This is a genomic window from Nostoc sp. KVJ20 (assembly GCF_001712795.1).
Lineage (GTDB): Bacteria > Cyanobacteriota > Cyanobacteriia > Cyanobacteriales > Nostocaceae > Nostoc.
The window spans coordinates 40,974-53,006 of the sequence record NZ_KV757591.1; the positions used below are offsets into that span (position 1 = coordinate 40,974).

12 protein-coding genes and 2 pseudogenes are annotated in these 12,033 nt (G+C 42.1%); 3 read left to right on the forward strand and 11 right to left on the reverse strand.

Annotated elements, in window-relative coordinates:
• Positions 1-47: 47 nt before the first annotated feature.
• The 11 genes and pseudogenes from A4S05_RS10620 to A4S05_RS44200 form a co-directional block, all read right to left on the reverse strand.
• The gene (locus A4S05_RS10620; RefSeq protein ID WP_069069801.1) at positions 48-854 is read right to left on the reverse strand and encodes a HesA/MoeB/ThiF family protein; all 807 of its coding nucleotides are present in this window, start codon (positions 852-854) and stop codon (positions 48-50) included.
• A gap of 10 nt (positions 855-864) precedes the next feature.
• Entirely contained in the window at positions 865-1,182 is a 318-nt protein-coding gene (gene nifW, locus A4S05_RS10625) for a nitrogenase-stabilizing/protective protein NifW (protein WP_069069802.1), read from the reverse strand.
• Entirely contained in the window at positions 1,179-1,394 is a 216-nt protein-coding gene (locus A4S05_RS10630) for a CCE_0567 family metalloprotein (RefSeq protein ID WP_069069812.1), read from the reverse strand. Before A4S05_RS10630 ends, nifW begins: the two co-directional genes overlap by 4 nt.
• Positions 1,395-1,552: 158 nt before the next feature.
• Positions 1,553-2,029: a NifX-associated nitrogen fixation protein gene (locus tag A4S05_RS10635; protein WP_069069803.1), complete on the reverse strand. Its 477-nt coding sequence runs from the start codon at positions 2,027-2,029 to the stop codon at positions 1,553-1,555.
• Positions 2,026-2,439 carry a nitrogen fixation protein NifX gene (nifX, locus tag A4S05_RS10640; RefSeq protein WP_069069804.1) on the reverse strand — a complete coding sequence of 138 codons (414 nt, stop codon included), beginning with the start codon at positions 2,437-2,439 and terminating at the stop codon, positions 2,026-2,028. Before nifX ends, A4S05_RS10635 begins: the two co-directional genes overlap by 4 nt.
• A gap of 302 nt (positions 2,440-2,741) precedes the next feature.
• Entirely contained in the window at positions 2,742-4,079 is a 1,338-nt protein-coding gene (gene nifN / locus A4S05_RS10645) for a nitrogenase iron-molybdenum cofactor biosynthesis protein NifN (protein ID WP_069069805.1), read from the reverse strand.
• A complete protein-coding gene (locus A4S05_RS41480; RefSeq protein ID WP_176726968.1) occupies positions 4,079-4,237 on the reverse strand; it encodes a hypothetical protein in 159 nt (52 codons plus the stop codon). The genes nifN and A4S05_RS41480 overlap by 1 nt, the downstream gene beginning before the upstream one ends.
• Entirely contained in the window at positions 4,238-5,620 is a 1,383-nt protein-coding gene (nifE, locus tag A4S05_RS10650; RefSeq protein WP_069069806.1) for a nitrogenase iron-molybdenum cofactor biosynthesis protein NifE, read from the reverse strand.
• A 110-nt stretch (positions 5,621-5,730) separates the two neighbouring features.
• Positions 5,731-6,078, reverse strand: a complete 348-nt coding sequence (locus A4S05_RS10655; RefSeq protein WP_069069807.1) for a Mo-dependent nitrogenase C-terminal domain-containing protein — start codon at positions 6,076-6,078, stop codon at positions 5,731-5,733.
• A 195-nt stretch (positions 6,079-6,273) separates the two neighbouring features.
• Positions 6,274-7,809 (reverse strand): nitrogenase molybdenum-iron protein subunit beta, encoded by a 1,536-nt coding sequence (gene nifK, locus A4S05_RS10660; protein WP_069069808.1) that lies wholly within the window; start codon positions 7,807-7,809, stop codon positions 6,274-6,276.
• A gap of 242 nt (positions 7,810-8,051) precedes the next feature.
• Positions 8,052-8,219, reverse strand: a pseudogene (locus A4S05_RS44200) (nitrogenase molybdenum-iron protein alpha chain); the annotation flags it as partial.
• Between the two features lie 490 nt (positions 8,220-8,709).
• On the opposite strand from A4S05_RS44200, the pseudogene A4S05_RS10665 reads away from it, so the two are divergent.
• From A4S05_RS10665 to A4S05_RS10675, 3 genes and pseudogenes are all read left to right on the forward strand, one after another.
• Positions 8,710-10,053: pseudogene (locus A4S05_RS10665) on the forward strand (site-specific integrase); the annotation flags it as partial.
• Between the two features lie 166 nt (positions 10,054-10,219).
• The gene (locus A4S05_RS10670; protein ID WP_069069810.1) at positions 10,220-11,017 is read left to right on the forward strand and encodes a dienelactone hydrolase family protein; all 798 of its coding nucleotides are present in this window, start codon (positions 10,220-10,222) and stop codon (positions 11,015-11,017) included.
• A 329-nt stretch (positions 11,018-11,346) separates the two neighbouring features.
• Entirely contained in the window at positions 11,347-11,715 is a 369-nt protein-coding gene (locus A4S05_RS10675; RefSeq protein WP_069069811.1) for a hypothetical protein, read from the forward strand.
• Positions 11,716-12,033 lie beyond the last annotated feature (318 nt).

Sequence of the window (12,033 nt, forward strand, 5' to 3'; positions counted from 1 at the left end):
TGTTATTCACTAATACTTCGGCTTCGCTCAGTACAAGTGACCAATGACTAATGACTATTCTGTGTAATACCTGTGGGTTCCATCGAATTAGCTTGTGCGTGTCTCCAAGGCGCACTATTGCCGCATACTGGACAAGAGCGATCGCGGTGAGAACGGCGTTTAGCAAATTCCATCCGATTTAGGTCGATTGTCAGCAATTGCGATAATAGAGGCTGACTAAACCCGGTGATCAACTTGATAGCTTCCAGTGCTGTTAGACAAGCTAGGGTTCCAGAAACAGCGCCTAGAACTGAAAAGCCGCGCTGATCCCAATCAGGCTTTTCTGGAAACAGACAGGATAAACAAGGAGTCACACCAGGAATAATCGTTGTTAGGTAAGCCTCCATCCCATTCATTGCAGCTTCCACCATTGGCTTGCGCGATCGCACACAGGCTTCATTTAACAAATTGCGCTCTGTAAAATTGTGGGCGCAATCAAGAGCCATATCAGCAGATTGCACTAACGAATCTACATTTTCCGGGGTGATGTAATCATGAACAATTTCCACTTGGACATCAGGATTAATCGCATCCAGAGTTTCTTTAGCTTTGAATACCCTTGGCTTACCTACCCAATCATCAGTCATGAGAACCTGACGATTCATATCATCTAGCCGCAAGTCACCACCCCGGACTAGGATTAGCCGCCCAACGCCCGCTACTGCTAAGTAAAGCGCCGCTGTACCGCCTAATCCTCCCACACCTGTAACCAAAACTGTCGCTGACTTTAGGCGTTTCTGTGCTGTTTCGCCAAAATTTGGAAGCATCATTTGGCGACGATAGCGTTCTAATTCGGTAGGCGTTAGGTTAACCAATTTATACCTCCTAATCAGAAGTGATTTCTGTCAGTGTGACTACATTTTTCGGCTTGTCGTTAAACACTTTGAACAGCTTTTGTTCATAAGCTGTCGATTCGATAAATAGCTGATAAGCTTTTTGCAAAGCCAAAGAATATTGATTTAGTCTCTCTTCTTGACTCAAGTCAGGAGAATTATCATCAATTTCCTGCATGTGTTGAGAAAACTTTTTCAGAATATGTAGACGATGTACATTTACAACTTCTAAGTCGTAGGACATATTAAAGAATTGAAAAAATTCTTCTGCATCTACGAGCTTCTTGAATTCATCAATAGTTCCAGTCATTTAGCATTCTCCAATTGTTTAAGATGTTGCTTAAGTTCATCTAACTGGCGATAGATTTCATAAGTTGCGGCGGCAACATCCATTAGTTGTTTGTAATCTGTTGGCAGACCTTCAGCTAAATCATGCAGATCCATTTTCATTTGACCTGCTTTACTGTTGAGGCGTCTGATTTTTGCTTGTAGTTCCTCAATACTCGTTTCTTCTGCTTGCACAATCAGCCACTCCACATTGGATTTTGGACTTCGGCTACGCTCAGTCGAACGATTTTAAATTTTAGATTTTGGATTGGATGATATTGTTTTAATCAAATGGTGAAGAAGCTAATGATTAAAACTTGAATCCAAAATCCAAAATCCAAAATCTAAAATTGTTAGATTTTTCCAACTTCAGGAAAACGTTTCGCCAAATCAAGACCTTTTTTGACGTAGTTTTCTCCCTCTTCTGCTAATTTCTCTACTGAGTCAAAGCCAAAGCGATGGGCATCTCGCAGGGTTTTCACGGTTAGCAAAAGACGACCAGAAAAGACTAGCGCCCAGCCAAATCCTTCATGGCTCAAATCAACTACAACCTGGGATATTAAACCTGTTTCTTGTTCAATCCCAGCCGCTACAGCCCGAAAAAATGCCATAATCCGGGCTTGAGTTACCGGATCAACTTCGCCCTCAACGGAGATTTCCCGTTTCTTTTGTTTGGTGACAATAAAGGGTTTGAGAATCAACTCATCCGACCAAGTACGATAAACTCCATAACTGTCTTGACCACGGATTTGTTTGATTAATACCTTAAGAAAAGGTGAGTTCAAGACTTCAGTTGTAGCGGTTCCGTTCACACTGTTATTTGCGGTCATACTGTTGCTTCGTCTTCAATTTCATCAGCAAAGTTTGTGGTTTTGGGCTGCAAAGCTTTACGCAACCAAGGTGGAGGATTACCTTTGAGGGTTTTCACTAGCTTATTTAGCACTTCACTAATTTCTTCTTCTTCCGATCGCGCCTTCACTGGGGTGACACCTTTCTTGATTAACCGAGCGGCGGCACTACCACCAATTGCTGTTACGTAAATAATCGTACAGTCGCCTATTGACTCAAGTTTTGGGGTGATTTTGTCTTCGTTACCATCTTCTTTGAGTTCACCTTCAAAGGTGAGGGTTTCTACGAAGTGATATCCCTCATCGGTAATTTCGTAAACATCAATCATTTTTGCCCATCCGAAGTGAGCATTAATATGAACTCGGTCGCTCGTCGTGAAGGCTATTTTCATTGTAATTCTCCTCTCTAAAGTTTTGAATTTTGAAGCAATACGGTTCAGTTAGTGATATTTAGCCTCGGAAGATCCCCCTTGAAAAGCTACGATATACAAATCTGAAATAGCTGATTAACCAAGGTTTTACCCCACCCTAACCCTCCCCTTATAAAGGGGAGGGAACTAGATTTGATTTATTGTTTCCCCCTTTTATAAGGGGGGATTAAGGGGGGTAATTCGACTTGTATATACACGCCTTAAAAAGGAGGGTTAGGGAGGATCAACTCTTAACTGAACTGTTTTGAATTTCAAGTGTGAATTCAAAACTCTGCGCTCACAGTTCCGAACTCTTGGAACTGTTTAACTCTCGCTTCTTCTGCCTCTAAAAACAGGTTGCCTATGCCAAACAAAAGTTCCATCGTGCCTCGATAGCCAACTTTAGTAAATTGGCCGTTACCTAAGCGGTCATAAATGGGCAATCCTAGACGATAAAGAGGAATCGAGAGGCGTTTTGCGATCGCACCCACATTCGAGTTACCAATCAGCAAATCAGAACCACCCGCTAGACTCTCAAAGTCTTCCAAGTCGCCAATGGTGATGCTTTTAACCGGGAGTTTTTCTAAGAGAGGCGATCGCGTGGTTGTCACCACAGCATGAATTTGACTACCCATCGATTGCAGGAAATGCACTGTTGACCACAACAAGTCTGGTTCCAATGCTAAAGAAACTCGTTTTGCACCGAAGTAAAAGTGGGTGTCCAGCATCGCATCTTGCAACTGACGACGTTGGCGGCGGTATTTTTCGGGTACGCTGTTACCGCTCAGAATCGCCAATGCTTGGATAAATTCATCTACTGGTTCTAATCCAGTCAGTTCGCCAAACACCTCATAAGGTGTACCAAAGCGTTCTTCCAGAATCTTGGCAGCCCCCCGCATACTTTCACCCAATGCCAGGGTAAAGGCAGAACTACCGACTTCTCGTAGCTGTTTTAAGGTAGTTCCACTGACTGTAACCGCACTATAATTATCCTCTAAATGACCATCTAGAGAAGCGCCAAGGTCAGGTACAAAGATCGGCACTAATCCAAAGGACGTTACCATTTCCTTGATTTCCTGTACATCCCCAGGTGTGAAAGCAGAACCCGCCAAAATTGTGACTTGTTCAGTTCTGAGTCCACCCGCGCGAGGAATTTCCTTAACTATGCTTTCTACAGCAACGGCAAAGCCATCTTGCAACGCACCTTTAAAATCTGGGGTAGGTGCAAAAACGATCGCTAAATCATTCAATTCGGGATGGCGATCGCGGATTTCCTTCAGAAAACCCTCAATGTCATCGCCTCTGGTTTCAGTTAACCCAGTACTACATAAACCAATAATTTCTGGGTTAGCCTTTTCCACCAGAGTCAGAATTGCTTGCTCCACATTCTCTTCACCACCCAAAATAGTAGTGACTTCCGTCATCGCCGTCGTAGCTAGGGGAATCGCTTCCCGGAAATGCCGCACTAGGACAACTTTGGCGAAAGCAGTACAACCTTGAGAACCGTGGAATAAGGGCATTGTCCCTTTCAATCCCAAAAAGGCTAAGGTTGCGCCCAAAGCTTGACTTTGCTTGAGGGGATTAACTGTCAGTGCTTTGTTAGAAGCGGTAACGATCGCCATTAAACTTCCTCCTCATTCCACAGGGCGGACTTTCTCGTTCCCTGGCTCCGCCGGGGAATGCTGACAGTGAGGCTCTGCCTCATCTGCTCTATAAAGAAGGCAGAGCCTTCAGGAGTGCGTTCCCAGCCTGAGTCTGGGAACGAGGGTACAGCCGCCATTTAAACTTCCTCCTCTTCTTCCCAAGGAGCGGGTTTGCGTATTTGTTCCCAAATCGGGCTATACAAAGCTTCGTAAAGTTCCCGCGCCATCTCAATCATTCCCACATAACCTGCATAAGGATGATGGCGTTCTTGGTTGATATCAAGGAAAGGAATTCGAGCTTTCAAAGCCGTGTATTGGTTACGTCCACCAGCAATCAGCATATCTGCGCGAGTGTCTTTAACCAGTTGTAGCAATTCTTGAGCGTTGCCTTTCTCCAGCATGATGCCATCGTTGCCAATCAACTTCTTGATTTTGGCTTTATCTTCCTCAGTACTTTTCCGAGTACTGGTAGCAACAACTTCAATGCCTAAGTCTCTAGCAGCCGAGATAATCGACCAACTCTTGACACCACCTGTATACAACACAACCCGCTTACCTTTGAGTCGAGCGCGATAGGGAGCCAATGCCAAATCTAAAGCAGCCGTTTCTTCTGCAATTAGTTTTTCTGTCCGCTCCTGTAAATCAGGATCGCCTAATTTAGCGGCGATGTTTCGCAGACAGCGATTCATATCATCGATGCCGTAGAAAGACTCTTCAATGTAAGGGATGTTGTAACGCTCCTCCATCTTTCTCGCCATATTCAGCAACGCTCGTGAGCAGATCATGACGTTGAGCTTGGCGCGGTGGGCATAGCGAATTTCATCGTAGCGAGCATCGCCCGTAATTTTAGACAGAATACGGATGCCTAATTTTTCTAGCAGTGGTGTTACTCCCCACATTTCCCCGGCGATGTTGTATTCGCCGATTAAGTTAATATCATAGGGCGTTGTATGTTCCGGTTCTGCTGTTCCGACAACATATTCTAATAAAGCTTCACCACCGAAACGGTTGCCCAGATTTTTACTGCCAATGAATCCTGGGGCAATAACGGGAATAACAGGAATACCAATTTTCTCAGCCGCCGCTTTGCAGACAGCATCCATATCATCGCCAATTAAGGCTGTAACGCAAGTGGCGTAAACGAATACTGCTGCTGGTTGGTAACGCTCTTTGAGTTCTAGAATCGCTTTGTAGAGTTTCTTTTCGCCACCAAAGATAACATCATTTTCACCCAAGTCAGTCGTAAAGCCCATTTTGTAGAGTTGCGGGCCAGACGACAGACTACCACGACTGCCCCAGGAATTACCAGCACAGGCGATCGGCCCGTGGACTAGATGCGCTGCATCTGCGATCGGCACTAAAGCAATCATTGCACCATCAAAGGCACAGCCCCCTTGAGCCGCGCCAGGTTGTGCCTGTTGAGCGCATGATTTGTTTTTCTTTTCTGCTTGTTTGTGCTGATTATGTTCGCATCCTGTCTCAGTCAGCAGCTCGTTGATTTTGCCTTGGGTGCTTTTCATCTCTCTTCTCTTAATTGTTAATTGTCCTTTGTCATTTGTCATTTGTCCTTTGAATAACTAACAACTAATGACTATTGTACAGACGCGATTCATCGCGTCTCTACCAATGACTAACAAATGTATTTTGTGACATCCTCTCCACATACATCAGCGAGGTAAGATAGAGCGCGAAAACGCAATCCTACAAATTCGTCATATAAAGGATTGAGTTTACATAGTGGTGGGATATCAATAGTCTTCCCAAATAATTTAATTTGTCGCTCAAAGGGACAACAACAAGGAATTGTTTGACAAATTAGATGAGCGATGCGATTATTTTTAACCTGAATTCCATCCACTACACTACGCAACGGATTAAGAAGATTGTGGAACCATCCTGGTTTTTTTTGATTAGGTGGATGGTAATTAGGATGAGGATGAGTGTGAGTATGTTCGTGAGTGTGATTGATGGTTTCCATCTATAAATTCCTTGGGTAAATGCTATCAAGAAAAAGGGGAGTTGGGGATTGGGAATTGGGAATTGGGCATTGGGCATTGGGCATTGGGCATTGGGTGTTTTCCCAGTCTCCAGTCCCTATTCCCTATTCCCTATTCCCTATTCCCTATTCCCCTTCTTTACCCTTTAATTAACACGTTGTGTTTCTACGCAATTTCTAACGAATCAAGTCGTAGGAAATATCTGTCTTAGAAGGAATGTTGGTGTTGCGATCGATTTCTTCAAACAGGGTGTTTACAGTCCAGTTGAGGAGGTTGATCACACCTTGATAACCAATAGTGGCATAGCGGTGTAGGTGGTGGCGATCCATGATGGGGTAGCCGATTCTCACGAGGGGAATCTTGGTGTCGCGCCACAGGTACTTACCGTAGGTGTTACCAACTAAGAAGTCTACTGGTTCGGTGAACAACAATGAACGCATGTGCCACAAGTCTTTACCAGGCCAAATAGTTGCATGTTGACCGAAGGGGCTAGAAGCAAGCAGTTCTCTCATTTCTGCTTCAAATACTTCGTTGCTGTTGTGAACCAAGACATGCACAGGTTCAGCACCCATTTCTAGCATAAAGCCAACTACGCTGTATACTAAATCTGGTTCGCCGTAGATAGCGAAGCGCTTGCCGTGAATCCATGAGTGAGAGTCAGTCATGGCATCAACTGCACGACCGCGTTCGATTTCCAATTCTTCAGGAATGGGGATACCGCTCAATTCGCTGAGTTTCATCAAGAATTCATCAGTACCCTTAATGCCCCAAGGACGGGAAACTGAGGTTGGTTGCTTCCACTCTTTTTCGATGTATTCGCGGGTTTTGGGTGTAGAGTGTGCTTGCAGAGCGATCGTAGCTTTCGCATTGATTGAATCTGCTGCATCTTCTAACTTTGTACCACCTGGGTACATATCGAATTCACCTGTGTTTGGTGAATCGAGGTAGTCGCTGTTGTCGGCTAGAATTGTGTAGTCAAAGCCGAACAAGGAAGCAATCCGCTTGATTTCGCGGTTGTTACCTACGTAGGTGTCAAAACCTGGGATGAAGTTGATTTTACCATTGCTGGTTTCTTTCTTATGACCTGCGGTCAAGTTAGAAAGAATTCCCTTCATCATGTTGTCGTAACCAGTGATGTGGGAACCGACAAAGCTAGGGGTGTGAGCGTAAGGTACTGGGAAATCTTGAGGAACTGAACCAGCTTGCTTAGAGTTGTTGATGAAGGCTTGTAAGTCATCACCAATTACTTCTGCCATACAGGTGGTGCAGACAGCGATCATTTTGGGCTTGTAGAGTTGGTAAGAGTTCGCCAAGCCGTCAATCATGTTTTGCAGACCACCAAACACGGCTGCATCTTCAGTCATTGAAGAAGATACACCAGAGAATGGCTCTTTGTAGTGACGGGTTAAGTGGGTGCGGAAGTAAGCAACGCAACCTTGAGAACCTTGAACGAAAGGTAGAGTACCTTCAAAACCAACAGCAGCAAAGATTGCTCCCAATGGTTGACAACCTTTAGCAGGGTTAACGGTTAAAGCTTCACGAGCGAAGTTCTTTTCACGATAATCCCAACCCTTTGTCCACTCTGCAACCCGTGTTACTTCTTCGGGGTCGTGACCGTTTTCAAACTGCTTTTTGTTTTCAAATAGCTGTTGGTACTCAGGTTGGTGGAATAACTCTACGTGGTCTTGAATTTTTTCTGGATTCTGAGGCATTTCTGGATCTCCAAGCTTACTGAATTCTTTACTAATTGAGGTGTGAGTGGGATAGAGACGCGATTAATTTGTTACAGACGCGATGAATCGCGTCTCTACAAGGGAGTGGGAATATGATTCAAAATTCAAAATGCAAAAATCAAAATAAATTTTTAATCTTTCAATTTTGAATTTTGGATTCCCAACTCCCCCCTGGGGTTTTAGCCCCAGGTTATCCTTACTTATCTCACTCTCCCATTTCCCTAAACGGCAGCCTTAGCCTTAGCTTCAGCCTTCTTAGCCTGAGCTTTTTCATTCCAAGGAGCGCCAATTAATGACCAAGTTGGGCTGTTGAGTGCCAAGTCCATATCACGAGCGAAGATGGCAAAGCCGTCATAACCGTGATAAGGGCCGGAGTAATCCTTTTGGTGGTTTAATTCTTTTTAACTGTCTAATGTTTGCAGTAAACAGTGTCAGCGATAAGCATTGTTCGTTGATAACACATTTATTTTTAGCCTAAATATAGGCTAAAAACACAGCGATGCATAATCAGGTTCAGGACTCATATCATGTCCGCTAAATTACCCATAAAAAAAGAACCTCACCCCTTAATCCCCTCTCCGCTTGCGGCTACGGTTGTTCACACAAGTCGAATTACCCCCCTTAATCCCCCCGATGCATTGGGGGGAAACATAAAAATCCAGTTCCCTCCCCTTTGCAAGGGGAGGGTTAGGGTGGGGTAAAACCTTGGTTGATCAGCTATTTCAGACTTGTGTATACACCGTAGCGCAAGCGGGGAGGGGAAACAAGGCGTAGCTTTGGCGGGGTGGGGTTCTTCGGGTTTAATAAGCAATCAAGCGGATATGATATTACGCATCATCTAAATGTTGTCCTGAGCCAAGGCGATTAAACAATCGCCCGTTTTTTTGCTCATCTCTGCAAGCACAGCAGCAAAAAGAACACATGAGAACGAAAGTACTATTGGAATTAGAGAAAGTTAATCTGCGTTTGAAGTCTGCAAAGGCAAAGGTGACAATTAGAGAATCGAATGGAAGTCTGCAATTACGGGCGACGTTACCAATTAAACCGGGAGACAAAGATAGTAATGGTACTGGGAGAAAACAATATAATCTCAGTTTGAATATTCCCGCTAACTTGGATGGACTCAAGACGGCTGAGGAAGAAGCCTATGAATTAGGGAAGTTAATCGCTCGTAAAAGTTTTGAATGGAATGATAAATATTTAGGAAATGAAGCGATTAAAAAAGAATTTAAGACTATAGGAGAATTACTCGAAAAATTTGAAGAAGAGTATTTTAAGACTCATAAACGAACTACTAAAAGCGAACATACTTTTTTTTATTACTTTTCCCGAACTAAACGATTTACGAATCCCAAAGATTTAGCGATCGCTGAAAATCTTATAAGCTCAATTGAGCAAATAGATAAGGAATGGGCTAAGTATAATGCAGCTAGAGCGATCGCAGCATTTTGTGTGACATTCAATATCGAAATTGATTTATCTAAATATTCCAAAATGCCTGAGAATAACTCCCGCACTATCCCTACAGATGTGGAAATAGCTGATGGAATTCTCAAGTTTGAAGATTATCTGAATAATAGAGGGAATCAAGTTAATCAAAATCTTCAAGATAGCTGGCAACTTTGGCGCTGGACGTATGGAATGTTAGCAGCTTTTGGTTTACGTCCACGGGAACTTTTTATTAATCCCAATATTGATTGGTGGTTGAGTGAAGATAATGCTGATTTGACATGGAAAGTTCATAAGGATTGTAAGACTGGTGAGAGAGAAGCCTTACCTTTATATAGACAATGGATTGATGACTTTGATTTGAGAAATCCTAAATATTTAGAGATGTTAAAGGGTGCGATCGCTAAAAAAGATAACACAAATCATGCTGAGATAACGGCATTAACACAGCGAGTTAGTTGGTGGTTTCGTAAGATAGGATTGGATTTTAAACCATATGATTTACGTCATGCTTGGGCAATTCGGGCGCATATTTTGGGAATACCAATTAAAGCGGCGGCTGATAATTTAGGGCATAGTGTGCAAGTTCACACGCAAACTTATCAGCGTTGGTTTTCGCTAGATATGCGGAAGTTAGCGATTAATCAGGCTTTGAGTAAGAGAAATGAAGTTGAGTTGATTAGAGAGGAGAATGCTAAATTGAGAATGGAGAATGACAAGTTGAGATTAGAGATTGAGAAGTTGAGAATGGAAATGGTTTATAAACAAAGTTAAACTTGCCCAAATACTGTTTATTAGGAGAGGGATAAGGTAATGTCATCCACCTCATGTCTGCCAGTATACAGAATTTTCTGTAGGGTAACTTTGAAGCATCAATTTACATATCTGTGTCAAAAGCAGTCAAAATAGATGAGTTGGTATAAAAGCAGCCGAAACAAAGATGGTAGAAACAACAAACATCGAAATTAACACTTGCTATGTCAAAGTACCCAACAATGACTTAGAAATCGATGCTTACTTAGCTCAACCAGCACAAAAGGGAACCTTTGGCGCAGTTATAGTTTTTCCAGAAATTTTTGGAATCAACAGTAATATTCGAGATATCACCGAACTAATTGCTAAACAAGGTTATGTAGCGATCGCACCCGCGCTGTATCAACGTATTGCTCCCGGTTTTGAGGTTGACTATAGCGAAGAAGATGCTGGCTATAGTCCAGAAGGCTATCAGCTTGGTTTACAATACTATCAACAAGTTAAGTATCAGGAAATTTTAAGCGATATTCAAGCTGCGATCGCATACTTGAAAACTTTACCCAATGTCAAAGATGATGCGATCGGTGTGATTGGTTTCTGTTTTGGCGGTCATGTTGCTTACATGGCTGCAACTTTACCCGATATCAAAGCCACAGCTTCGTTTTACGGTGGCGGCATTACCAGTTCCAGTTATGGTGAAGAAACTCCAACCGTCAATCGCACCTCGCAAATTCAAGGTACTATTTATGCATTTTTTGGTACAAGAGATGCATTAATTTCCCAAGAGGAAAATCAACAGATAGAGGCAGAATTAAAGAAATATAACATTAATCATCGTGTATTTCGATACGACGCAGGACACGGATTCTTCCACGGATTTTTCAAAGACAAGTACCCATTCATCACCCAGAATCCAAGTTACAATCCCGCAGCGGCCCCTGATGCTTGGAAACATGTTCTAGAACTGTTTCAAAATCACTTGTAAAACCTAAAAATTCAGGAGTAATAATTCAGAATGTTTAGAAAATTAAGGATGCTATCGCTTTTTAATTATTAAGCTTTAGCCTCAAAATCTTCTGATTGTTTCTGTAAAACTAAATGATATAGATTGTGGTGTCTTGTCGCCAAGTCAATACACCACAATTTTAGAGATAATTCGTAAATAAAATCTAAAGACAACTGAATCTGATTTTACTCATAATATAGACTAAATCAGTGCATTTATACAGTTATGGCTGCCATAAGAGTTCATAAATTTAATAAACATTATATGGTCGATAGACATTTTCAAATACTCTAAAAAAGGATTTATAAATGATTTATTCTCTTATTGTATTCTTTCTATTATTGCTAACTATTCCTTTTGTTATTGCTCAGATTATGCCTAACAAAAAGTGGCTAATAGCTTATACTATTTTTTTTGGAACCTTAGCTATTGCGCTGTATTATAATCACTTAACAACGCCAACCTATCGGCAAGGAAATGGTTTCTCCTACGCGTTTGGAATAGCTGGTGCTTGTTTATTTGATACATCAATAATTGTAGGAATTATTAATAGAGCTATTGTATTATACTTTCGGTCAATAGGTTATACAATCAAAATCTGGTTTATAATTAGCTTATTTTTCCTTGATCTAATGCTTATTGCACTTATTTTTCCTGCATTGTTAACAGTCTATTGATAAAGTAAATATTAAGTAGAGTATGTTACGGCTATGCAAGGATTTGAGAGTTTGAGAAAGTCATGATTAGCCGTAACACACTAAATATGTTGGTGCGTTAAGCGTTGCTATATGGCGTTTACCAGTCTAATAAAGTACACTAATTAAGATAAATTCAGTGCATCTACTCAAGGGTAAAAATGAAACCATATTCCCTCGACTTTCGCCAAAAAATATTGGATACATACTTGTCAGGTGGAATATCACAACGTCAATTAGCAAAGAGATTTTGTGTGAGTTTAGGTTTTATTGAGAAAATACTAAAGCAATATAGAGAAA

What these genes read in the sequence shown, in the direction of transcription:
- A4S05_RS10655 (WP_069069807.1), bottom strand. Translation starts at nt 6,078, where the DNA reads ATGGAAACCATCAATCACACTCACGAACATACTCACACTCATCCTCAT.
- nifX (WP_069069804.1), bottom strand. Translation starts at nt 2,439, where the DNA reads ATGAAAATAGCCTTCACGACGAGCGACCGAGTTCATATTAATGCTCAC.
- nifW (WP_069069802.1), bottom strand. Translation starts at nt 1,182, where the DNA reads ATGACTGGAACTATTGATGAATTCAAGAAGCTCGTAGATGCAGAAGAA.
- A4S05_RS10635 (WP_069069803.1), bottom strand. Translation starts at nt 2,029, where the DNA reads ATGACCGCAAATAACAGTGTGAACGGAACCGCTACAACTGAAGTCTTG.
- nifN (WP_069069805.1), bottom strand. Translation starts at nt 4,079, where the DNA reads ATGGCGATCGTTACCGCTTCTAACAAAGCACTGACAGTTAATCCCCTC.
- A4S05_RS10670 (WP_069069810.1), top strand. Translation starts at nt 10,220, where the DNA reads ATGGTAGAAACAACAAACATCGAAATTAACACTTGCTATGTCAAAGTA.
- nifK (WP_069069808.1), bottom strand. Translation starts at nt 7,809, where the DNA reads ATGCCTCAGAATCCAGAAAAAATTCAAGACCACGTAGAGTTATTCCAC.
- nifE (WP_069069806.1), bottom strand. Translation starts at nt 5,620, where the DNA reads ATGAAAAGCACCCAAGGCAAAATCAACGAGCTGCTGACTGAGACAGGA.
- A4S05_RS10675 (WP_069069811.1), top strand. Translation starts at nt 11,347, where the DNA reads ATGATTTATTCTCTTATTGTATTCTTTCTATTATTGCTAACTATTCCT.
- A4S05_RS41480 (WP_176726968.1), bottom strand. Translation starts at nt 4,237, where the DNA reads ATGGCGGCTGTACCCTCGTTCCCAGACTCAGGCTGGGAACGCACTCCT.